Source organism: Paraburkholderia xenovorans LB400 (assembly GCF_000013645.1).
Taxonomy (GTDB): domain Bacteria; phylum Pseudomonadota; class Gammaproteobacteria; order Burkholderiales; family Burkholderiaceae; genus Paraburkholderia; species Paraburkholderia xenovorans.
Genome location: NC_007952.1, coordinates 3,120,357 through 3,144,047, shown reverse-complemented (window position 1 = coordinate 3,144,047; position 23,691 = coordinate 3,120,357). Strand labels below are relative to the sequence as shown.

General features: G+C 62.7%; 18 protein-coding genes. 12 read left to right on the top strand and 6 right to left on the bottom strand.

Features of this window, described 5'->3' with window-relative positions; genetic code table 11:
• Window positions 1-5: 5 nt before the first annotated feature.
• From BXE_RS35815 to BXE_RS47475, 3 genes are all read left to right on the top strand, one after another.
• Window positions 6-1,457 (top strand): glycosyltransferase family 2 protein, encoded by a 1,452-nt coding sequence (locus BXE_RS35815; protein ID WP_011493011.1) that lies wholly within the window; start codon window positions 6-8, stop codon window positions 1,455-1,457.
• 186 nt (window positions 1,458-1,643) lie between these two features.
• On the top strand, window positions 1,644-2,864 hold the full coding sequence (locus tag BXE_RS35810) for an aromatic ring-hydroxylating oxygenase subunit alpha (RefSeq protein WP_011493010.1): 1,221 nt from the start codon (window positions 1,644-1,646) through the stop codon (window positions 2,862-2,864).
• Window positions 2,865-3,270: 406 nt separating this feature from the next.
• A complete protein-coding gene (locus BXE_RS47475) occupies window positions 3,271-3,687 on the top strand; it encodes a rubredoxin (protein WP_081435601.1) in 417 nt (138 codons plus the stop codon).
• 28 nt (window positions 3,688-3,715) lie between these two features.
• Here BXE_RS47475 and BXE_RS35800 read toward each other — a convergent pair whose 3' ends face one another.
• Together BXE_RS35800 and BXE_RS35795 are read right to left on the bottom strand one after the other, a co-directional pair.
• Window positions 3,716-4,570, bottom strand: coding sequence for an oxidoreductase (locus tag BXE_RS35800; RefSeq protein ID WP_011493007.1), 855 nt, complete (start codon window positions 4,568-4,570; stop codon window positions 3,716-3,718).
• 250 nt (window positions 4,571-4,820) lie between these two features.
• On the bottom strand, window positions 4,821-5,741 hold the full coding sequence (locus tag BXE_RS35795; protein ID WP_011493006.1) for a LysR substrate-binding domain-containing protein: 921 nt from the start codon (window positions 5,739-5,741) through the stop codon (window positions 4,821-4,823).
• Window positions 5,742-5,865: 124 nt separating this feature from the next.
• Between BXE_RS35795 and BXE_RS35790 the strand changes: the two genes are divergently transcribed.
• Together BXE_RS35790 and BXE_RS35785 are read left to right on the top strand one after the other, a co-directional pair.
• Complete coding sequence (locus BXE_RS35790) at window positions 5,866-6,633, top strand: transporter substrate-binding domain-containing protein (protein WP_011493005.1); 768 nt, start codon at window positions 5,866-5,868, stop codon at window positions 6,631-6,633.
• A gap of 31 nt (window positions 6,634-6,664) precedes the next feature.
• Window positions 6,665-7,780 carry a succinylglutamate desuccinylase/aspartoacylase family protein gene (locus tag BXE_RS35785; protein ID WP_011493004.1) on the top strand — a complete coding sequence of 372 codons (1,116 nt, stop codon included), beginning with the start codon at window positions 6,665-6,667 and terminating at the stop codon, window positions 7,778-7,780.
• Window positions 7,781-7,823: 43 nt separating this feature from the next.
• Here the strand turns inward: BXE_RS35785 and BXE_RS35780 are convergent, their stop codons facing one another.
• The 3 genes from BXE_RS35780 to BXE_RS35770 form a co-directional block, all read right to left on the bottom strand.
• Window positions 7,824-8,093, bottom strand: a complete 270-nt coding sequence (locus BXE_RS35780; protein ID WP_040124293.1) for a cupin domain-containing protein — start codon at window positions 8,091-8,093, stop codon at window positions 7,824-7,826.
• Window positions 8,094-8,238: 145 nt separating this feature from the next.
• On the bottom strand, window positions 8,239-10,392 hold the full coding sequence (locus BXE_RS35775; RefSeq protein ID WP_011493002.1) for a phosphocholine-specific phospholipase C: 2,154 nt from the start codon (window positions 10,390-10,392) through the stop codon (window positions 8,239-8,241).
• 59 nt (window positions 10,393-10,451) lie between these two features.
• On the bottom strand, window positions 10,452-10,766 hold the full coding sequence (locus BXE_RS35770) for a hypothetical protein (RefSeq protein WP_040124295.1): 315 nt from the start codon (window positions 10,764-10,766) through the stop codon (window positions 10,452-10,454).
• Window positions 10,767-10,978: 212 nt separating this feature from the next.
• On the opposite strand from BXE_RS35770, the gene BXE_RS35765 reads away from it, so the two are divergent.
• The 4 genes from BXE_RS35765 (at window position 10,979) to BXE_RS35750 (ending at window position 18,418) form a co-directional block, all read left to right on the top strand.
• Window positions 10,979-12,961 (top strand): amylo-alpha-1,6-glucosidase, encoded by a 1,983-nt coding sequence (locus tag BXE_RS35765; RefSeq protein ID WP_011493000.1) that lies wholly within the window; start codon window positions 10,979-10,981, stop codon window positions 12,959-12,961.
• A gap of 51 nt (window positions 12,962-13,012) precedes the next feature.
• Window positions 13,013-15,814, top strand: coding sequence for an MGH1-like glycoside hydrolase domain-containing protein (locus BXE_RS35760; RefSeq protein WP_011492999.1), 2,802 nt, complete (start codon window positions 13,013-13,015; stop codon window positions 15,812-15,814).
• A gap of 160 nt (window positions 15,815-15,974) precedes the next feature.
• Window positions 15,975-17,582: a glucose-6-phosphate dehydrogenase gene (zwf, locus tag BXE_RS35755; protein ID WP_011492998.1), complete on the top strand. Its 1,608-nt coding sequence runs from the start codon at window positions 15,975-15,977 to the stop codon at window positions 17,580-17,582.
• Window positions 17,583-17,617: 35 nt separating this feature from the next.
• Window positions 17,618-18,418, top strand: coding sequence for an ROK family protein (locus BXE_RS35750; protein ID WP_011492997.1), 801 nt, complete (start codon window positions 17,618-17,620; stop codon window positions 18,416-18,418).
• Between the two features lie 65 nt (window positions 18,419-18,483).
• Here BXE_RS35750 and BXE_RS35745 read toward each other — a convergent pair whose 3' ends face one another.
• Window positions 18,484-19,479, bottom strand: a complete 996-nt coding sequence (locus BXE_RS35745; protein ID WP_011492996.1) for an aldo/keto reductase — start codon at window positions 19,477-19,479, stop codon at window positions 18,484-18,486.
• A gap of 454 nt (window positions 19,480-19,933) precedes the next feature.
• Between BXE_RS35745 and BXE_RS35740 the strand changes: the two genes are divergently transcribed.
• The 3 genes from BXE_RS35740 (at window position 19,934) to BXE_RS35730 (ending at window position 23,602) form a co-directional block, all read left to right on the top strand.
• On the top strand, window positions 19,934-22,132 hold the full coding sequence (locus tag BXE_RS35740) for a TonB-dependent receptor (protein ID WP_011492995.1): 2,199 nt from the start codon (window positions 19,934-19,936) through the stop codon (window positions 22,130-22,132).
• 67 nt (window positions 22,133-22,199) lie between these two features.
• A complete protein-coding gene (locus BXE_RS35735; protein WP_007178512.1) occupies window positions 22,200-22,883 on the top strand; it encodes a Fe2+-dependent dioxygenase in 684 nt (227 codons plus the stop codon).
• Complete coding sequence (locus tag BXE_RS35730; RefSeq protein ID WP_011492994.1) at window positions 22,880-23,602, top strand: PepSY-associated TM helix domain-containing protein; 723 nt, start codon at window positions 22,880-22,882, stop codon at window positions 23,600-23,602. Before BXE_RS35735 ends, BXE_RS35730 begins: the two co-directional genes overlap by 4 nt.
• Window positions 23,603-23,691: the final 89 nt, after the last annotated feature.

Sequence of the window (23,691 nt, the reverse complement as noted above, 5' to 3'; positions counted from 1 at the left end):
TCACCTTGAAGAAAACTCTGGAACAGGCTCTCGCGCTCGCGTCGCCGCGCATCGTGCCGCGTCGCACGACGGCGTTGAGCGCGGTGATTCATCTGAGCGTGGTCGTGCTGTGGCTGCTGCTGTTCGCGCGCGCTTTCTTTCTGCAGGGGGCGCTGGCCTGGTCGACGGGCATTGCCTACGTGGTGTACGACACCTTGCTGCTGGCGTTCGTCACGTGGAAAACGCTGCCGCTGATGCGGCGTACCCCGCCGCTTGAACCTGAGTTCGAGCGGCGCAGCCTGCCGGGCATGGGCGTGATCGTCGCGTCGCACAACGAGGCGGCCGTTCTACCGGTGACGCTCGCCGCGCTGCTGCGGCAAACGCACGGGCCGGCGCAAATCGTCATTGCCGACGACGGCTCCACCGACTCCACCCGCGAGCTGCTCACCGGGCGCTTCGGCCTTACCGCGGCCGCCGACGGCGTGCTGAGCGCGCCGAGCTCGCTGTATCCGAACCTGTTCTGGCTGCGCGTGCCGCACGGCGGCAAGGCGCGCGCGCTGAACGCCGCGATCACCGTGATGACCACGGAAACCGTCATGACAGTCGACGCCGACACCCTGCTCGACGACGACGCCACCTACGCCATGCGCGCCGCTTTCGCGAGCGATCCGAAGCTGGTCGCCGCGGCCGGCATTCTGGTGCCGGTGTGCGGCAAGTCGGTGTCGGGGCGCGTATTCCAGTGGTTTCAGACCTACGAGTACATGCGCAACTTCATCGCCCGTTTTGCGTGGATGCGCGCCGACAGTCTGCTGCTGATTTCGGGCGCCTTCGCTTCGTTCAGGCGCGACGCGCTGGTCGACGTGGGCGGTTTCGATCCGCAGTGCCTGGTCGAAGACTACGAGCTGATTCACCGGCTGCGCCGCTATTCGGTCGACCACGACCTCGGCTGGGACGTGCGCGTGGTTGGCGACGCGCATGCCCGCACCGACGCGCCGGACAACCTCGCCAGTTTTCTGCGGCAACGGCGGCGCTGGTTCGCGGGCTTCCTGCAGACGCAGTACTGGAACCGCGACATGACCGGCAATCCGCGCTACGGCACGCTCGGTATGCTGATGCTGCCGGTCAAGGCGATCGACACCATGCAGCCCATCTACGGCCTGACCGCGTTTGCGCTGCTGCTCGCCTTTCTGTTCGGCGGACACGGCGCGATCGTCGTGTCGATCTTCGGCGTGATCGGTCTGAAAACGGCGATCGATCTCGCGTTCTATCTGTGGAGCATTCATCTGTATCGGCGCTGGACCGGCGAGCGCACCGCCAACAGCGTGTGGATGGCGGTGTTCGCGGCAATCGCCGAGCCATTCACGTTTCAACTGGTGCGGCATGTGGGCGCCACGCTGGGCTGGCTGCATTTCCTGCGCGGCGGGCGCTCGTGGGGCGTGCAGCGCCGCTCCGGGCTGGTGGCGCCGGACGAAGGCTGACGCGGCGCGGCGTCTCTTCAACAAGCTGTTCAAGGTGGGCGGTGCGCTTGCGCAGGCAGGCGCTGCCGGGGGTAGTTGCGCGGTCCCCGAACCCATACGGTGTCGGGTTCTAGTAGACTGGCAACGATGCTGCCCGCAATCTGCTGGGTGGCAACCTTCTTTCCGCTCGTGCACGGAGACCCACCTATGCATGCTGTTCCCCCGCTAGAACAAGACACGGGTGATGCAACCGTCGATGTGTCGCCTGCCCAGGCCGCATCGCAGAAAAGCGCTCACGCGCCCGCCCAGGCGGCCAACGACGCGCCGGTGCGCGATCTGCGCCGCGTCGGCATCCACCCTGACTACTGGTATCCGCTCGCCTGGTCGCACGAGGTGAAGCGGGGCAAGACGCATGGCGTGACGTTCGCGGGCGACCCCATCGTGCTGGCGCGCACGGAGGGCGGCAAGGTGTTCGCGCTCGAAGACCGCTGCGCGCATCGTCAGGTGCCGTTGCATCAGGGCGTGGTGGATGGCGAATCGATTCGCTGCGGCTACCACGGCTGGACTTACGACTGTTCGGGCAAGTGTATCGACGTGCCGTATCTGGGCCGCGAACGTCTGCCGAACGGTGTGCGCTCCTATCCATGCCGCGAAGTGGAAGGCCTGATTTTCGTGTTCCCCGGCAACGCCGCTCTGGCCGAACAACGGCCCCTGCCGGATCTCAGCTCGGTGTCGGACAAGAAGTACAAGACGCGCCGCTTCGGCCGTCCGGTGAACTGCCACTACTCGTTCATGCACGAGAACCTGATGGACATGAACCATCAGTTTCTGCATCGCAAGCAGATGGGGCAGATGCGGGCGCGCTCACTTGGTCGCCGCACCGGCGAGGGCTGGGTCGAAGTCGATTACACGTTTGCGCGCATGGCCGGTCAGCAGCCTATCGGCGAAGCCATCGTGTTCGGCCAGAGCCGTAAAACCGGCGGCGACAACGACAAGGACGTGATGACGATCCGCACCGAGTATCCGTATCAGACGTTGCAGATTCGCACGTCCGAGCAGACGCTGGTGATGAATCTGTGGATCGTCTACGTGCCGCTCGATCGCGAGCAGCGTACCAACCGCACGTTCGGCCTGCTGTCGATTCGCAAACCGGGCGTCCCCGGCGTGCTGAATCTCGCATGGCCGCTGCTGGTGTGGTTCACCGAACGCATTTTCAAGGAAGACCGCGAGATCGTCGAAGCCGAACAGCGCGCCCACGATTCCCAGGGCGCGGACTGGAACCACGAGGTGTTTCCGGTCATCAACGAACTGCGCGCGTTGCTGCGCGAGCGCGGCGCGCCGGATCAGGTGGTGGGCGCCGGCACGGGCGACACCGAGGTGATCCGCTTCTGGGATTCGCGCAACGGCAGCCCGCTGGCGAAGAGTTGATATCCGGGGCTATCGCAGGAAAACTTTCCCCCTCAAGGGGAATTAATCCATCTCCGGACGGTAGGGAATCCCGGGCGATCGGGCGGCGATAATGGCAGCTAATGCACGGCGGTTTGCGCTAATCGACATGCGCCGGCCGCGGACCCGTGTACCATTTCGCTTTTTCCGATCTTCAAGAATAGCCCGTGACTACGCAACAAATCCCTACCGCATCCCGTAAATCCCTCACGCTGCTGCAACTGCTGGGCCTCATCGGCGCTGCCGGCCTGGTCGCCGCCATCGTGCTGAACCAGTTCGTCTGATCTCTGCGCGAAGCCTCGTCGCGAAGCTTCCGACCCATGCCGGCACGTCCCGAAGGAAGTCCCTCGGGGACGCGCTGCCGGCTTCATCGATATTCCGATTTGCCATGTACAAGAAGGGCGTAGCCGTAGAAATCCAGTTTTCCCCCGAGCGGCTCAACGACGGCGCCGGCGATCCCTACTGGATCGATCTGACGCAGGCCGAAGCGCAGCGGCTGCTGGAAAGCCTGCAGGCGCGTCTCGCGGAAACCGGCGTGGGCACTGCCGCGCCGTTGGTGGTGAGCCTCGATGAATCGCCGGCGCCGCACGCGCCCGATGCGCAGCCTGCGGGCGCCAGTTCCGCCGCCACGGCGGACGACTTCAAGCAATGGGTCTGCGTGATCTGCGGCTGGGTCTACGACGAAGCCGCAGGCTTGCCGGAAGAAGGCATCGCGCCGGGCACGCGCTGGGCGGATATTCCGCCCGACTGGCGCTGCCCGCTCTGCGACGTCGGCAAGGAAGACTTCGCGTTGGTCGAGTTCTAACCGGCCAACGGATGACTCGCGCGGCTTATCAGCCCGCTCCCTCCGGAAAATCCGCGCCGACTGTGGTGGCTTCCCATGCATCGAAGTCGCCGCGCATGAAGTCCAGCTTCTTGCGGGCCAGTTCGAGTGCGGTCTTGCCGAGCAGCAAACGCAGCGGCGGTTTGTCCGATAGCGCGGCGTCGATGATAGCCTGCGCCGCGCGCACCGGGTCGCCTGCCTGCTTGCCGCTGCGCGCGCCGGTCTGCGCGCGGCGCTCGCCGGCCGTGGCCGCGTAGTCGTCGATCACCGTGGCCGACTGTTTGATCGACGGACCCGCCCAGTTCGTGCGGAACGGACCCGGTTCGACGATCAACACGTCGATGCCGAGCGGCTTCACCTCGGTTGCCAGCGATTCGGACAGGCCCTCCACCGCGTATTTGGTGGCGTGGTAATAGCCGGTCGCCGCAAAGCTCGTGATACCGCCAATAGACGACACGTTCACGATCAAACCACTGTGCTGTTCACGCATGATCGGCAAGACCGCCTTCGTCATGTCGATCAGGCCGAATACGTTGGTTTCGAACATGGCGCGGACTTCGTCGTCTTCGCCTTCCTCGATCGCGGCCAGATAACCGTAACCCGCGTTGTTGACGAGCGCATCGACACGGCCGAATCGCTGCTTCGCCTGCGCGACCACGTCTTCGATCTGCTTGGGATTCGTCACGTCGAGCGGCAGAACCAGTGCGCGGTCGGCGTGGCCTTCAACGATATCTTTCACTTTCGACGGGTCGCGCGCGGTGACTACCGCGCGCCAGCCGCGTTCCAGCACCAGTTTTGCCAGCTCGCGGCCGAAGCCGGTGGAACATCCTGTGATCAGCCAGACGGGATTGTCTCGATTCATCATTTGGGAAACTCCTGTTGATGGTCTACGACGTAAAGAAGACTCCATGCGGCGCGAGGGCGCTGTGCGCCGCTCGCCTTCGCAATCGGTTTGCTGCTGTGCTTAGCTTGAAGCGTGCCCGGACTTTTTTTCGGTGGGTGCCGGCGGCCGTTCGCATACGTGGATGTTCGAACGGCGCCGTTAGTGCTGCTTGCGTCCGGTGTGGATCTTCGATTGTAGCCGCAGCGCGGCGGCTTCGCTTGGCAGCACCGCTTCAACGCGCCCGCACCGTGCGCGTGTACGAAGCGATCATGGTCGCGAGTTCCTGCGCGGCAGGCGTGAGCGGAATCGCCGCACGCTGCAGCAGGCAGACCTTCTGTTCGACCGCGCGCTCGCGCACGGGAATGGACGTGAGCGTGCCCGCAAACGGCCCACGCTTCGCCACGATCGACGACTCCAGCGACAGGCAATCCGTTGCGCCCACCAGATGCAGCGTCTCGTACAAACCTTCCACCGTCGCGACGATTTTCGGCGGCGGCAAGCCGTGGCTCTCGAACAGATGGCTCAGGCGATTGACTTGCGGATCGGCCGTGAGATTCGGCGAGCGCGTGGCCACCCACGTGCAGTCGACCAGTTCGGCCAGCGAGGTCGCGCCGGCCTTCGGATGCCCCTGGCGGCAGACGACCACTGGATCGGACGGATAAAGCGGCATGACCGATAGATCGGCGGTATCCGTGTGCTTCGAGACGAGGGCAACCGCGAAGTCCAGCGTGCCTTCGCGAATCCACGAGATCATCATGCGCGAGGTGCCCGTACGCAGATGCACCGCGACCCGCTCGAAGCGCGTGTGGAATTCCATTAGCACCGGCGCGAACGCATCGACGAGCGGTTCGGTTGTCATGCCGAACGTGACCTCGCCGACATAGTCGCCGCGCAGTTGCTGCACGTCCTGCTCCGCGCGTTCGCATTCGCCGATGATCGCGCCGGCCCGCTGCAACAGCCGCTGGCCGAGTGCGGTCAGCGCAATGCCCCGATTCGTGCGGGTAAAGAGCGTGGCGCCGAGCATCGATTCGAGGTTCTGCAATTGCTGCGTGATACCGCTTTGCGCGATACCGAGCGCCCGCGAAGCCGCGCGGATGCTGCCGTGCTCGGCCACGGCGGTGAATGCGCGAAGCTGGGAGATGGTCAACGCCATGAGGGCTGTGCCGTCCGGTGATCGGTAAAAGTGATCATGATAGTCTCAACGGGGCTTCTTTGAGGCGCGGGCGCGGCATAGGATTGCACCGTAGCAATCCGCCCACCCCAAACTCCGTCCTCCCATGAAAATCTCGCTGATGATCCTGAGCGCCGCGCTGGCTTTCAGCAGCGGCGCGTTTGCCGCTGATTCCACCACGCTGCGCCTCGGCATCGATCCGACCTATCCGCCGATGGACTCCAAGGCGCCCGACGGCAGCTTCAAAGGCTTCGACGTCGATCTCGGCAACGAAATCTGCAAGCGCATTCACGCGCGCTGCCAGTGGGTGGAGCTCGAATTTTCGGGGATGATTCCGGCGTTGCAGGCGCGCAAGATCGACGCGATTCTGTCTTCAATGGCGATCACGGAAAAGCGCGAGCAACAGATTCTGTTTTCGTCGAAACTGTTCCAGTTCAAATCGCGGCTGATCGCGCGGCAAGGTTCCGCGCTCGCGGGCAGCTTGAACGCGCTGGCCGGCAAGGCAATCGGCGTGCAGTCGGGCACGCAGTTCGAAGGGTACGCGCTGAAGAACTGGGCGCCGCTCGGCGTGCACGTGGTGGCGTACAAGAGTCAGGAAGAAGTCTTCGCCGACCTGGAGAACGGGCGTCTCGACGGCGCGCTGCTCGGTTCGGTGGAAGCAGACTACGGATTCTTGCGCACGCCGGCGGGCAAGGGCTTTGCGTTCGTCGGCGAACCGCTCTCGATGGGCGATCGCGGCGTAGGCATCGGCTTGCGTAAGGACGAGACCGCAGTGCAGGCCTCCATCAACGAGGCGATCGCCTCCATGCGCAAAGACGGCACGTACGCGCAGATCGCGAAGAAGTACTTCGACTTCGATCCGTACGGAAACTGATTCTCCGACTTTCTTTTAAAGACTCCCGCTCATGAACAGGCAATCCATTCCGCTTCTCTCGCCGGCTATCGGCACGCACCGCGAACTGGTGTCGTTTCATTTCGGTCCGGCGGATAGCGGGCAGAAGATTTATATCCAGTCGTCGCTGCATGCCGATGAAACACCTGCGATGCTGACGACGGTATTGCTCAAGCGTCGCTTGATCGAACTGGAAAAGCAGGGTGCGTTGAACGCGGAAATCGTTCTTGTGCCGGTAGCGAATCCGGTCGGGCTCGGTCAATACGTGCTCGGCCAGTTTCTTGGACGCTTCGATCTGGGCAGCGGGAAGAACTTTAATCGCCACTTCCTGCAGTTTCCGAAGCTGGTGGCGCAAGCTAAAGAAGCGTTGGGTTCCAATGCCGCCGAGAATGTACGGATTGTTCGCCGGTTGATCGGCGAGGAACTGGCCGCTCAGAAACCGCTGACCGAGTTCGAATCGCTGCAACTGGCTATGTTGAAGCTCTCGTTCGACGCAGATGTGATTATCGATCTGCACTGTTCGCTCGAAGCGGCAATGCACCTCTATACCAGCGAGGCCGCGTGGCCCGAGTTCGAACCGTTATCGCGCTATCTCGGAGCGCAGGCGTCGTTGCTCGCCACCAATTCAGGCGGCGAGGCGTTCGATGAAACGCACAGCCTGTTGTGGTGGCAGTTGCAACAGGCTTTGCCGGCCGACAAGCCGGTGCCGAACGGCGCGATTGCCGTAACGGTGGAGTGCCGCGGACAGCGCGACGTTTCCTATGAAGTTGCTCAGCAGGATGCCGACGCGCTCGTGGATTATCTGGTGTGGCGCAAGGCGATTCAACTCGACGCCAGGCCTTTGCCGCCGTTGTTGACGCCCGCCACGCCGCTCGCAGGCAGTGAGCAGTTCTATGCGCCGGTGAGCGGGATTCTCATTCACCGCGCGAAGATCGGCGACACGATACGCGTCGGGCAGGCGCTGTTCGATATCGTGGATCCGCTGACGGATGAAACCACAACGATCGCCAGCAAAACCGAAGGTGTGTTTTATATGCGCCGCGCGATCCGTTTCGTGACGGCCGGTGCACCGCTTGGGCGTGTGACAGGCACGCAGCCTTTCAGGACTGGCGTTCTGCTGGGCGCCTGACGTTCTTCTTTCTATCGGCGCGTGCTGTTTTTCAGGCCGCGCCTTACTGCTTCCTTCCTACCAGATACGTGACACCATTCGGGCCATAGCGCTCCGAATGCGGCTTGTTGGGCAGCAGGTGGAAGACTTCGCCGACGTGATATGCCCGCTCTTCGTCGCCTACGCGTATGCTCATTTCGCCTTCGAGGATCAGGGCTTTCGCTTCGAACGGATGCTCGTGAACGGCCATCTCGGCGTTCGCCTCGCGCGTGACGACCACGGCGTCGGGGAAGCCTTCTTTCGTCAGGCTTTCGGTGAATGCGTTACGGTTCATTACGGATTCCTCGGTAATCGATGTGGGAACTTCACTGTAACGCTGCGCGGGATTTTCTGCAGGCGAGGCTCGTGCAACCGCGCTTCGATCGAGCATTCCAAACCAGACACTTACCCGATCGAAGCCCGGCGCGCGCCAACCGCTCTTAAATCGCCACCAGCACCGGCGCAACCGCCGCCGGATCGCTGATGCTCGGCCGCCCATTCTCGACGTGACCCGCAAGACGGCGTGAGAAGCTGGCGTCGTCATTGCTCGTCACCGTCAAGTCGTACCAGTGATGGCTCGACGCCAGCACCCATGCTTCTTCGATTTGCGCGCCAGCCGGCACCAGCACCGGTCGCGGACGCGCACCGTACGCGTTGTCCGTCACCGTCAACCGCGCAATGCCGCCGCCCTTGTTGCTGAACTTGAGGAACACGTTGCCGTTCGCGACATCGTATTGCACCTTCACTTCCGGTTCGGCCGGCTTGTTGTTGCCGTGGCCGCCGCCGAACGGCGCGTTATGTGCCTTCGGCTGCTGCGTGTTGCCCGCGAATTTGCGCACGAAACCATTCGGCCCGAAGACTTCGAACGTGTACGCGCCGCTCGTCACGGTCAGGTCGAATGTCTCGCTGAGCGACTTGCCCGCTTCGACCGTGTAGCGCCACGGACCATCCGTGCGGTTCGTCGAATACACGTAGAAATGCGCGCCCTGATCGCCGGTGTTGCCGATCGAGAGTTCGAACGTGTTCTTCTTCGCGTCCGCGTGTCCGTTCACATGCAGTTCATACGGCAGCGCGCGCGCAAAACGGATGCCGCTTTCCTGCGGATCGATCGCGCCCGGCGTTGCGGGAACGGTCGGCTTCGGCTGCGTCGCGCACTGGTTGTCGGCAATGCTCTTGTAGTTGCTCGTGTCGGGCAGCGGCGGCACCTTCGAGTCCGGCGTGCGGAAGTCGAATGCCGTGGTCAGGTCGCCGCACACCGCGCGGCGCCATGCCGTGATGTTCGGCTCATACACGCCAAAGCGCGCTTCGATGAAACGGATCACCGACGTGTGGTCAAACACCTGCGAGCACACAAAGCCGCCCTTGCTCCACGGCGACACGATCGTCATGGGCACGCGCGGGCCGAGGCCGTAGGGCAGGCCGTCGGCGGTGTAGCTGCCGCCGCGCAACGGATTGACCACGTTGTGAATCTCGCCTTCGGTGCTGACCGTCGACTGGCCTTGCGCAGCCGTCGTGGCCGGTTGCGGCGGCACGAGGTGGTCGAAGAAGCCGTCGTTCTCGTCGTACATGATGAACAGCACGGTCTTGCTCCAGACCTCCGGATTCGACGTCAGCGCATCCAGAATCTGCGACGTGTATTCCGCGCCGTATGCGGGCGTATAGCTCGGGTGTTCCGAGTACGCGGCCGGCGGGCACAGCCACGATACTTGCGGCAGCTTGTTGGCCAGCACGTCGGCCTTCAGGTCGTCGATGGTGCGCACGGTTTGCGCACGCTCGTACAACGGCGAACCGGGTTGCGCGTTGATGAAGTTGGTGAAGTTCTGCAGGATGTTGGTGCCGTAGTTGCCGTTCAGCGGATCGGAGCCGGTCAACCCCTGTTGATACACCTGCCACGAGATGCCCGCGGCCTGCAGGCGCTCCGGATAGGTGGTCCACGAGAGCAACTGGTAATTCGGCGGACCGTCGCCGTCGACGAAATCGTTGTTGTCGAGCAGCGGGCCGCCCAGTGTGCCGGACGGATCGACCATGCCGGTCATCAGATACGCGCGGTTCGGGTGCGTGGGTCCCGGCAGCGAGCAGAAGTAGGCGTCGCAAACGGTGAATGCATCGGCCAGCGCGTAGTGGAACGGAATGTCGCTGCGCAGGTGATAGCCCATCGTCATGTCGGTCTTGTTGGCCGGCCACTGGTCGTAGCGGCCGCCGTCGATCGCGGCATGGGTCTTGTACCAGGAGTGATCCAGATCGCCGACGCATTGCGCACTGGTGGTCGCCGTGTCCAGATGGAACGGCAGCACAGGCTGAGCCGGATTTTCCTTCGACGGTTGATACCACACCGGCTTGCCGCTCGAAAGCGGAATCGGGAAACGGTCGTTGTAGCCACGCACACCGCGCAAGTGGCCGAAGTAGTGGTCGAACGAGCGGTTCTCCTGCATGAACACGACGATGTGCTCGACATCGCGGATCGTGCCGGTGCGCGAAAACGCGGGAACGGCAAGCGCATTGCGAATCGACTCGGGCAGCGCGGTCAGTGCGGCAGCAGCGCCGGCGGATGAAGCCACGGTCTGCAGGAAACGGCGACGGCTAGTTGATGTCATCGAATATCACCTTCTGCGTGGGGGAAGAATAGCGCGCCTCGCGCGCCGGGAGAAACGGGTCAGTTGCTGCTGGCGCTGTCGCCGGGTGCGTAATGCATGACGGGCGATACTTGCTGGCTGTCCGCGGCGAGACTGGCTTGCATGTTCTGGGTGATCGGATCGGAGGCTGCGGTCGGGTTCGCCGCGAGCGTCGAGGATGCATCGAGCATTGCCGCGGCGGGCGCCATCGCCGCATCTGGCGCGGCATCGTTATGGGCAACGGCCGGCGATGAAGACGTTGCAGAAGGCGCGGAATCATCCGCACCGCAACCGCTCAACGCTACGGTTGCAAGCGCAACCAGAGCGGCACTCGCGAGGCGTTTGTCTCTTCTCATGTTTGCATCCAGTTTCGTGAAGGCGGATGCAGTCTCTAATCCTTTCAAGAAATAATTGTGAAACGTTTGCGAGCGGTAAAACTTGCGCGTTTGAGTTGGTTTTCCGAAAGGCAGTGGAAAGTGAGAAGTAGGAGAATGGTCACTGCAACGCCATGTGACCGGTAATCTTGGGCACACCGAACGATTCACCGCTACGTACAACCGGTAAGTTCATGACACGCATCGAACCACCTTTCGACATCACGCGTCTTGAAGACGAATGGCTGGAGGCGGACGGCTTCGGCGGTTTCGCGTCGGGCACTGTCGGCACGCTGCGCACGCGCCGCTATCACGCGTTGCTGCTCGCCGCGACGCGCGCGCCCGGCGGGCGCGTGGTGCTTGTCAACGGCGTGGAGGCGTGGCTTGAAGCGAACGGCAAGCGTTATCCATTGAGCATGCAGCGATACGTGCCGGACCTGATCTATCCGGACCTGACAGCGAATCTCATTGCGTTCGACACCGCGCCGTGGCCGACATGGCGTGTGCAACTCGACACGCGTCTCGCATTGACCGCCGATGTGTTCGTCAGCAAAGCGACCCGCGAAACGGTTTTGCGCTGGCGTCTGGAGGGCGCTGGAGATGCGGCTGCAACAAGCGCGCTCACATTGAAAGTCAGGCCGCTGATATCGGGCCGCGACTACCACGCGCTGCATCATGAGAACTCCGCGTTCAACTTTACCGCACAGACAAGCGGCGATCAGGCGTGCGTGAGCTGGCAACCGTACGGCGATCGGCCGGTGATCCACTGCGCGACGAACGGCGTTTATACACACGCGCCGGATTGGTATCGCAACTTCTGCTACGTTCGCGAGCGGGAACGCGGCCTCGACTTCAGCGAGGATCTGGCAACGCCCGGCGTGTTCAGCTTCAATCTCGCCGATGGTGAAGCGGTGATGATTCTCAGCGCTTCCGGCGCCGCGAGCGGCGCGCAATCGGCCGGCGCAAAACCCGCGCTCGCGCACGCAACAGAACTCGCGCGTATCGAGCAACAACGCCGCAAGGCGCTCGGCTCGCGCCTGCAACGCTCGGCCGATGCCTACGTGGTGGAGCGCAACGAAGGCCGCACGATCCTCGCGGGCTTTCCGTGGTTCACGGACTGGGGACGCGATACATTCATCGCAATGCGCGGGCTGCTGATCGCATCGGGCCGGCTCGACGACGCCGAAGCGATCCTGCTCGAATGGTCAGGCACGCTCTCCGAAGGCATGCTGCCGAATCGTTTCCCCGATTATGGCGACACGCCGGAATACAACTCCGTCGACGCGTCGTTGTGGTTCATCGTCGCCGTGCACGACTATCTGGCGACGCATCATGCGAGCGCCGCCACGCAGCAGCGCCTGCAACAGGCAAGCGAGGCCATCCTCACGGGCTACACGAAAGGCACGCGCTTCAACATCCAGGCATCCGCCGACGACGGCCTGCTCAGCGCGGGCAGACCCGGCGTGCAACTCACGTGGATGGATGCAAAAGTCGGCGACTGGGTGGTCACGCCGCGTATCGGCAAGCCGGTCGAAGTGCAGGCACTCTGGATCAACGCACTGCGCATTGCAGCAGGCTGGAATCCGCACTGGCAGCCGGCCGCCGACCGGGCGTTGCAAGCGTTTCATGAACGCTTCATCGACCCGTCCACGCAAGCGCTGTTCGACAACGTGGACGTCGGTCACGTCAAAGGCGCGATAGACCGCTCGATTCGACCCAACCAGATCTTCGCCATAGGCGGCCTGCCTTTTCCGCTGCTCGACGGCGCGGCGGCGCGCGCGGTGCTAGACCAGGTCGAAGCGCAGCTGCTCACGCCGCTGGGACTGCGGACGCTCGCGCCTTCCGATCCTGCCTATCGCGGGCACTACGGCGGTTCGCCGCTGGAGCGTGACGGCGCCTATCATCAAGGCACCGCGTGGCCGTGGCTGCTCGGTCCGTTTGTCGACGCGTGGCTGCGATTCCACGGCGGCGCGGCGGAGGCCCGCCTGCAAGCGAAAACGCGCTTTCTCGACCCGCTCTACGCGCATCTCGATCATGCCGGGCTCGACCATCTCTCTGAAATCGCCGATGGCGATGCGCCGCACGCGCCCGCCGGCACGCCTTTCCAGGCCTGGTCGCTGGGCGAACTGCTGCGCATGGAGATGCTGCTTGCCCGGTTACCGTCCGCCGGCGCCTAAACCGCGCTACGATGTGTGTCCCACCGCCAAGCCCGATGCAAGGATGTAGTCATGCCACCGTTGCGCGCTGCCAATCTGCTCGCCACCATTGAAGGTTCACGGCTCCATTCGGCCGACTGTGCGCATTGGCAACGCTGGGGACCGTATCTCAGCGAACGTCAATGGGGCACCGTGCGCGAGGATTACAGCGCCGACGGTACCGCCTGGGACTCTTTTCCGCACGACCATGCGCGCAGCCGCGCTTACCGCTGGGGCGAAGACGGCATTGCCGGTTTCGGCGACGACAAGCTGAGCTGGTGCGTTTCTCTCGCGCTATGGAATCGCAAGGACGCGATCCTGAAGGAGCGCCTGTTCGGTCTCACGAATGCGCAGGGCAATCACGGCGAAGACGTGAAAGAGCTGTACTTTTACGTGGACGGCACGCCAACGCATTCCTACATGCGCATGCTCTACAAGTATCCGCACTCCGCCTTTCCGTATAACGACCTGGTTCAGGAAAACGCGCACCGCGGCGGCGACATGCCGGAGTACGAAATTCTCGACACGGGCGTGTTCGACGATTTGCGCTACTTCGACGTGCAGGTGGAATACGCGAAACACGCGCCGGACGACATACTCATGCGTGTGACCATCGAAAATCGCGCGGACCAGGCGGCTTCGCTGGATGTGCTGCCGCAAATCTGGGCGCGCAATTCGTGGTCGTGGAAAGAGAACCGGGACAAGCCGTCGCTCGTCGCCGGCACGGATCGCAATGGCAATGCGTATCTGGTCGGGCATCAGCATGGCCAGGAGCCGATCGTCGTCACGGCCTGGTCGAAAGACGCGCCGGTGACGTGGCTCTTCTGCGAGAACGACACCAACGTTAAGCGTCTCTTCAATATGGACGGCGCGGGTCCGTTCAAAGACGGCTTCAACGATTATCTCGTGCACGGCGATGAACACGCGATTCGCCGCAACGCGGGCACCAAGGCCGGCGCGCATGCGTCGATCGAACTCGGACCGCATGGACGCGCCGTGGTGTACATGCGCTGGCGTCCCCAATCGAGCCCCGACGACGCGCAGCTCGACGCCGAAGCGATATTCGCGCACCGCATTGCCGAGGCCGACGAATTCTACGGGGCGCTGCAACAGGACATCACCGACCCCGACGCGCGCCTGGTGCAGCGGCAGGCGCTGGCCGGCATGCTGTGGTCCAAGCAGTACTACCAGTACGACGTGCAGCGCTGGCTCGAGGGCGACCCGCTGCAACCGGCGCCGCCTGCAAGCCGCAAACGCGGCCGCAACATGGACTGGCGGCACCTGTGCAACGCGGACATCGTGTCGATGCCCGACAAGTGGGAATACCCGTGGTACGCATCATGGGACCTGGCGTTTCATGCCGCCGCGTTCGCGCTGATCGACCCGGCGTTCGCGAAACGGCAATTGCTGTTGCTGGTGAAAGACCGCTATCAGCATCCGAACGGTCAGATCCCCGCTTATGAATGGGCGCTTGGCGACGCCAACCCGCCCGTGCATGCGTGGGCCGCGTGGCGTGTGTATGAAATCGACCGCGCCCTCACCGGCAAGGGAGATCGCGATTTTCTCGAGCTGGTCTTCCATAAACTGCTGCTGAATTTTTCCTGGTGGGTGAACCGCAAGGACGCCGACGGTCACAATATTTTTCAGGGCGGCTTTCTCGGACTGGACAACGTCGGTATCTTCGACCGCTCGTCGCCGCTGCCGACCGGCGGCCATATCGATCAGGCCGACGGCACCGCGTGGATGGCGGCGTATGCGCTCGACCTGATGCGCATTGCGCTGGAACTTGCGTACGCCAACCATGTTTTCGTCGATATCGGCGTGAAGTTTTTTGAGCACTTCCTGTATATCGCCGAGGCCGTGAGTTGCGACGACGGCTGCGATACAGGCCTGTGGGACAGCGAGGACGAGTTCTTCTACGACAAGCTGCGCCTGCCGGACGGCAGCAGCGTTCCCATGCGGTTGCGCTCGATCGTGGGTCTGATTCCGCTGTTCGCCGTGCACGTGCTGGAAGAGCGTCTGCATGGCGGCCTGCCGGGTTTGCGTGAACGGCTGATCTGGTTCCTCGAACATCGTCCCGATCTGGCGAAGCTGGTCTCGCGCTGGAACGAGCCGGGCAAGGGCAACGCGCTGCTGCTCTCGCTGCTGCGCGGGCACCGGATGAAAGCATTGCTGCGCCGTGCACTCGACGAAAGCGAATTCCTTTCCGATCACGGCGTGCGGGCGCTTTCGCGAGTCCATCGCGATCAGCCGTTCGTGTTCAATCACAACGGCGACAGTTTCACCGTGAAGTATTTGCCGGCCGAATCGGATACGCGGGTGTTCGGTGGTAATTCCAACTGGCGCGGCCCGGTGTGGATGCCGGTGAACTATCTGCTCATCGAATCGCTCTACGAATTCCACCGCTACTATGGCGACGATTTCAAGGTCGAGTACCCGACCGGCTCGGGCGAGGCGTTCACGCTGAGCCAGATTGCCGACGAACTGGCACGCCGGTGCACCACGCTGTTTCTCAAGAACAGGGATGGCGAGCGGCCGGTGATGGGCGCTTATCCTCTGTTGCAGACCGACCCGCGCTCGCGCGATCTGATTCTGTTCCATGAGTATTTTCATGGCGATAACGGGCGCGGTGTCGGCGCTTCGCATCAGACCGGCTGGACTGGGCTGGTTGCCTTGCTGTTGCAACCGCGCGTGATGGGCGTGTCGGGCAACGTGCCGTTGGCGGGCGAACCGGACGGCGCGCCGGTGCCGACTTCCCCTGCGGCGCACGCCACAGCGGCAAGCGCGCCCGAATCCGCTTCCGCACCTGAGCCAGCGCACGCATCGGTAAAGTAGGTCGCGGCGGCGCGAGCGGGCATGAGGCTGTTCAGGTTACGTTAGGCATACAAGATGGCATGGCGAACAGGTCGCGTGGTTGTTTTTGAACTGTGTGGGTTCCGGCGTGGTCTTTCATGTATCACCACGTTCGTTCCGTTGGTTTCCAAAAGTGAATCCCATGTCGACTACACCGAATACCCGAGCATCCGATCATCCCGCCGCCAGTCAGCCGCCGAGCTGCAAAGTCAGCATGAACCCGCAGCAGGCGCCGGCATCGCCGGCCGGCAAGCGGCCCGCGCCGCCTTGCACGCTGGTGATCTTCGGCGCAGGCGGCGATCTGACCAAACGGCTCCTCATGCCGGCGCTGTACAACCTGGCGGTGGATAGTCTGCTCGACGACGGCATGAAAATCATCGGCGTGAATCACGGCGCGCGCGAGACGAGCGAGTGGCGCGACGATCTGCACAAATCGCTAGAACAGTTCGCCGCCGACAAGGCCAGCACCTTTCACGCCGGCAAGCTCGACGACCAGGCATGGGACTGGGTTGCGCAACGGCTCGAATACATGGCCGGCGAATTCGAAACCGACGATACCTTCGCGCAAATCAAACAGAAGCTCGAGCAAACGCCGGGCGGCAACGTGATCTTCTATCTCGCGGTCAGCTCGCGCTTTTTCGAGCCGATCGTCGAGCGTCTCGGCAACGCGGGTTTGCTGAAAGAGGGCGATGTCGGCGGCTTTCGCCGGCTTGTGATCGAGAAACCCTTTGGTAGCGATCTCGCTTCGGCACGCGATCTGAACGCGCATATCCTGTCGTTCGCGAAAGAAACGCAGGTGTATCGCATCGATCACTTTCTCGGCAAGGACACCGTGCAGAGCATTCTCGCGGTGCGTTTCGCCAATGCGCTGTTCGAACCGATATGGCGGCGCGAATATATCGACAGCGTGCAGATCACCGCTTCGGAAACGATCGGCGTGGAGGGACGCGGCAAGTTCTACGAACAGACCGGCGCGTTCCGCGACATGGTGCCGAACCATCTGTTCCAGTTGCTCGGCATGGTTGCGATGGAGCCGCCCAATTCGTTCGACGCCGAAGCCGTGCGCGACAGGAAAGCTGAAATCTTCGACGCGATCAAGCCGTTGACACCCGACGACGTGGTGTTCGGCCAATACGAAAAAGGCCCGGCCGGTGTCGGCTACCGTGAAGAGCCGGACGTCGCGCCGGACAGCACGACGGAAACCTATGCCGCGGCGCGGGTGTTCGTCGAGAACTGGCGCTGGGCCGGCGTGCCGTTTTATCTGCGCACGGGCAAACGGTTGGCTGGACGTCGCACGGAAATCTCGGTGCAACTGAAGCCCGTGCCGTTCCGCCTGTTCCGCGACACACCCGTGGACGCGCTCACACCGAATGTGCTGACCCTGCGCATCGATCCCGCACACGGTACGAGCTTCGACTTCAATGTGAAAACGCCTGGGCCGGTCATGCAGATCGGTGCGGTGCAGTCGTCGTTCGATTACGGCGACTTTTTTGCGGAGCGCGCCAACGTGGGCTACGAGACCTTGCTCTACGACTGCATGCTCGGCGACGAGACGCTGTTCCAGCGCGCTGACAGCATCGAAACGAGCTGGTGCGCGGTAGACGACGTGTTGCACCCCGAATCCGGCGGCGCGATGCCGGTGCATGGCTATCCGGCAGGCAGCGAAGGTCCCGCGGAAGCAGACGCGCTATTGGCGCGCGGCGGTCACGCATGGCGCCCGTTGCAACGGGACGTCGTGGAGAAAAAGTAAGTCAACGAGCCGCACCAACATAACCGGGGGACACCGTGGCAACACGTAAGACGAAAGTGACAAGCAGTACCGAACGAATTCTGGCGATCGACGTTGGCGGCACGGGTTTGAAAGCCGCGATCATCGACGCGGACGGCAAGATGAAAACCGAACGCGTGCGGGTGGCGACGCCGCATCCTTGTACGCCGGATCAACTGGTGGACGCGCTGGCGAAACTGGTTGCGCCGCTCGTCGAGCAGGAGCCGCCTACGCGGATGTCGATCGGCTTTCCGGGCGTGGTGCGCAACAACCGTATTCTGACCGCGCCGCACTTCGGCGTTGAAGGCTGGCACGATATTGCACTGGCTGATTCGCTGGCGCAGCGGCTGGGCGGTTTGCCGGTTCGCATGATCAACGACGCCGAGATGCAAGGTTTCGCCGCGATTTCAGGCCAGGGCCTCGAATTCGTGCTGACACTCGGCACGGGCGCGGGTACGGCGATGTTTCGGGACGGTGAGTTGATGCCGCATCTGGAGCTTGCGCATCATCCGGTCAGCAAGAAGGGCGTGGCGTACGACGAATATATCGGCGATGCTGCGCGTAAAAAAGTCGGAAACAAGCGCTGGAACCGGCGCGTTCAGAAGGTGATCGGGATTCTGGCGGCGCTGGTGAACTACGACAAATTGTGGATTGGCGGCGGCAACGCCGCGCGCCTCACGATCGATCTCCCGGCAAACGTGGCGACCGTTTCGAACGATGCCGGCATTGAAGGCGGGGCGCGTCTATGGCATGCGAAGTCCATGCGTGAGACGCGCCAATTGCCGGAAGCAAATGAGCGGACGGGCCGCTTCAAGTGATCTTCACGCGGCGCGGTGCGGTGCGGCGCGGATTGCGCGGTTGCCGCCGCGACAGGTAACTCCGCTTATCGCGCCGCGTCGCCCCAACGGTATTCCATGCTCGCTTCATCGAGTTGCGTCCTGATCTGCGGATCGAGCACGAAATCGGCAGCCGCGAGCGTATCGCTCAACTGCTCGGCGCGGCTCGCACCGATGATCGCCGACGTGATGAGCGGGTTCGCCAGCACCCAGGCGAGCGAGACGCGCGTCAGCGATTCGCCGGTCGGCGCCGCGATGGCTTTCAGCTGTTCGATCGTTTCGAACTCGCGCTTATGCCAATACCGCTGCTGATACATCGCGCCGGCCTTGCCGACGGCCTCGGTGAAGCGGCCGGATGCCGGCGTGACATCCAGTTGATGTTTGCCCGTGAGCAGGCCGCCCGCGAGCGGGTTGTACGGCATCACGGCCAATTGCTCTTCGCCGGCGAGAGGCAGCAACTCCCGCTCGATCTGGCGGAACAGCAGGTTATAGCGGGGCTGCACGGAGACGAAGCGCGCCACGCGCAAAACGTCGGCGCGACCCAGGGCGCGCGCGAGTCGATAGGCAAGAAAGTTCGATACGCCGATATAACGCGCCTTGCCCGAACGCACGATCACGTCCAGTGCTTCGAGCGTTTCGTCGAGCGGCGTGTTCGCGTCGTCGGAGTGGAGCTGGTAGAGGTCCACGTAATCCGTGCCGAGGCGCTGCAACGAGGCGTCGATGGCATCCAGCAGATGTTTGCGCGAGGCGCCCTGGTCCCACGCCGACGGTCCCATCTTGCCGACCGCTTTGGTCGCCAGAATGAAGCGGTCGCGCTTGCCCTTCAGCCAGCGCCCGACGATCTCCTCCGTGCGCCCGGCAATACTCTCGCCGCCGCCGAGCGGATACACATTGGCCGTATCGATGAAGTTCACGCCGGCATCCGCCGCCGTGTCGAGAATGCGATGCGAGACATCTTCTTCGGTCTGCAAGCCGAAGGTCATCGTGCCGAGACAAAGACGCGAAACGGTCAGGCCGGTGCGGCCGAATTTGCGGTATTGCATGGTCAACTCCGGGGATGAACGGAACAGTTCGATATGCAGTGTTGCAAAAAGGATAAACCGTGTCGGGATTTAGTGCCGGCGCCGCTCGCCACAAACTGTTATTGATCTGAAAGTTTTACGAACAGCTATTTGCCCCTTACGACTCCGCAAGCCTTTTGTTTCCATGCGCGTCAGATTACAAACAAGTAATGATCTACCGCGAAACAGGCTCAAAACATTACATAAACCATACATTCGTAAAATACAGAAACAATTCTGTTACGAGGGGTAAGCGAGATCGCGATTGATGCAGATTTATGCGTATGGAATGATAGCGATTCTCATTTAACCACAGCCAGCCATCCCGTCATCGGTGCCATGCGCACGAGACCGGCAGCCAGCCAATTTGCGACTTCGTCATCGATTCCATCTCAGGTATGCGAATCGGGCAAGCGCATCTCTGACGGGATTTCCCATGTTCAACCACACGCCGCTTGCGACTGCGTTAGCGCTAGCATTTGCCGTTCCCTTTGCGACTCCGGCGGTCGCGCAGACTGCTCCGCAATCCGCGTCGCAGCCGTCGACCGCGAATACGAATTCAACCGCGACGACCACTGCCGACAGCGGTACCTTGCCGGCCATCGGTGTCTCGGCGCAGGCAGAACAACAGGACTTCCAGGCAGAGCGTGCGACGGTCGGTGCAAAGACGCCCACGGCATTGCGCGATATTCCGCAAACCGTCACCGTCATCAACAAGGCTGTGCTGCAATCGCAAGGCGCCACCTCGTTCCAGGACGCGCTGCGCAACGCGCCGGGCGTGACCATCGGCGCGGCCGAAGGCGGCCAGATCGGCAACAACATCAACCTGCGCGGCTTTACCGCACAGAACGACATTTACCTGGACGGTTTCCGCGATCGTAACCAGTACTATCGCGACACGTTCGACCTCGAAGAACTCGAAGTGCTGTACGGTCCGTCGTCGATGCTGTTCGGCCGCGGCTCGACGGGTGGCGTGATCAATCAGGTGAGCAAGAAGGCGAACCTGAAGGACTCGGCGGAAGTCACCGGCATGATCGGCACCGACGACAAATATCGCAGCACCATCGACGTGAACCATAAGTTGACCGATACATCGGCGATTCGCCTGAACGCATTCGGCCAGAGCCTCGGTTCGACGCGCGACGAGATGAAAAACAAGGACTACGGTATCGCGCCGGAAGTGCGCTTCGGGATCGGCACGCCGACCGAAGTCACGATCTCCGCGCTGATCCAGCACAACTACGACATGCCCGACTACGGCGTGCAGGCGTTGAACGGCCACCCGTCGCCGGTGCCGAAGAATACGTTTTACGGCTTGACCACCGACCGCACGATTCAGGACGTGCAAACATTCACCGCCGCGGTCAAGCACAAGTTCTCGGACAATCTGGTCCTGACCAACCAGACGCAGTTCTCGCACTCGATGACCGACGCGCGCGAAACCGCGCCGCAATCGGTGTTGACAGGGCCGCTCGCCACCAGCCCCGCATTGAGCAACGGCAATTTCACGACGCTCTCGCCGTCGCAACTGTTCATCAAGTTGCAAAGCCACGACCGGGTGATCGAGAACCACTCGCTGTACAACGACACGATGCTCGAATACAAGTTCGTCACCGGCCCGATCAAGCATGACCTGATCGCCGGTGTCGACCTCGGCCACGACAGCTATTCGAATCAGGCGTACACCCGTAACAATCTGCCGGTTGTTTCGATGGTCAATCCGGCGTATCTGTCGTCGCCCGCGGGTGTGACGACGACGGTCGGCAACTACGCGGACTCCGGATCGAACGAAATCGGCGCGTACCTGAACGACACCGTATCGATTGGCCGGCAGTGGAAGGTGATTGGCGGTCTGCGCTGGGATCGCTTCCAGGCGCAGATTCACAACTCGATCAGCGCGCCGGGCTACGCGACCCAAACCAACTTCTTCACCAGCGTGCGCGCGGGCGTGATCTATCAGCCGACCGACTGGCAGTCGTACTACGTGTCGTACGGCACGTCGTTCGACCCGTCGCTCGAAGCGCTGACGGTGACCAATCTCACGCAGAACCTGGCGCCCGAGTCGACCAGGTCGTACGAAATCGGCGGGAAATGGGATCTGCTCGGCGGCAATCTTTCGGTGACGTCGTCATTCTTCCGCGAAGAAAAGACCAACGCGCGAACGCAGGTTTCGCCGACCGAATACGAGCTCGACGGCGACATCCGTGTCGATGGCTTCCAGGCCGGCGTGACGGGCCACATTACCGACAAGTGGCAAGTGTTCGGCGGCTACACGTACATGGACGCCGTCATCCTGAGCGCGCGCGACGGTACGCAAGGTCACGTGCCGGCCAACACGCCGCGCAACACGCTGACGTTCTGGACCACTTACGCGCTCACGCCGCACTGGGAAATCGGCGGTGGCCCGACTTATATGTCGCCGCGCTATGCGTCGAACACGAACTACGTGCAGGTGCCGGGCTACACGCGCTGGGATGCGACCGCCGCGTATCACGCGAAGAAATACGACGTCCGCCTGAACCTGCTGAACCTGACCAACAAGCAGTACTACGATGCGCTGATTCCGTCGGACGGTGGCCGTTCCGTGCCGGGTATCGGACGCACGTTGCTGGCGACGTTCGACTACCGCTTCTGATACGCGCTGGGCACATGCGTTAGGCTTGCCGTTTTCGAACACGGCAAGCCGACGCGAAGGAAACACCATGTTGCTGCATATCCCCAATGTACTGAATGCCGAGCAGTTGCGTATCGTGCGCGAGCGGCTCGACACGGCCGGCGACGCGTGGGTCGACGGCCGCGCGACCGCCGGCTATCAGGGCGCGCCGGTCAAGCGTAATCAGCAGATCGCCGAGCACACGCCGATTGCGCGCGAGCTCGGCGACGTGATTCTCGCGTCGATCGAGCGCAATCCGCTGTTCATCAGTTCGGTGTTGCCGAACCAGGTGTACCCGCCGCTTTTCAATCGTTACGAAGGCGGCATGCAGTTCGGCAGTCACGTCGACGGCGCAGTGCGCGTGCTGCCCAACGGCGTGAAGCTGCGCACCGACGTCTCGGTGACGCTGTTCATTTCCGACCCCGCCGACTACGACGGCGGCGAACTCGTGATCGAAGACACGTACGGCGTGCAGCAGGTCAAACTGCCGGCCGGCGACATGATCGTTTATCCGGCCACGAGTCTCCACCAGGTCACGCCGGTCACGCGCGGCGTGCGGGTCGCGAGTTTCTTCTGGGTGCAAAGCCTCGTGCGCAGCGACACGCAGCGCGCCATGCTGTTCGACATGGACACGGCGATTCAAAGGCTGAATGCCACCAACGCCGACGACGCCGCGCGCCGCAGCCTCGTCGGCATCTATCACAATCTGTTGCGTACCTGGAGTGAACCGTGAGCGTACCCGAGGCAATCGACATTCAATCGCCCGCGGGCATCGATCACGCGTCGCGTGAACCGCAGCGGCTCGACGAGGGCGAATTGAAAGCGCGGCAGCAGCGCTCGCGCCGCGCCACCTTCGTCAAATGGTTGCGCAAAGTGCATGGCTGGATTGGCTTGTGGGGCGCGGCGCTGGGTTTGCTGTTCGGCACCACGGGGTTTCTGCTGAACCATCGCGGCGGCCCGCTGCGGGTGTCGACCGGTGAGCCGCAAGTCGCGGTGTTACAGGTGCCGTTGCCGCAACCGGCGCCGCAGACGCCGCGCGAGCTCGGCAAATGGCTCAAGCACGAACTGAAACTGGCGGGCACGCCGGGGCGCGTTCAGAAAGAACCGGCGCATCCGGTCGCGTGGGGCGATCGCAGCATCGTCCAGCCGGAGCACTGGCAGCTCAACTTCGCGTCGCCTCGTGAGAACACGTCCGCCGAATATTGGGTGGGCAACGGTTATGTGACCGTCAAGCGCAGCGAGAACACCTTTCTCGCGATGCTGACGAATCTGCACAAAGGCGTTGGCTTGAGCGTCGGCTGGGTACTGCTGATCGACACGCTGGCCGGCAGCATCATTCTGCTGTCGCTCACCGGTGTGCTGCTCTGGACGGAACTGAATAAACGCAAGACCGTCGGTGCGGTACTGGTGCTGGGGTCGATCGTCGCCGCCGTGTGTGTCGGGTTGATATAAAAGCCGCTGCGGGCAGGGCCTGGTCGAGAGAAATCGACCGCCCTGTCTGACTTGCGATCGGGAGGATCGCCTGGCCTGCGCCTTTGCGT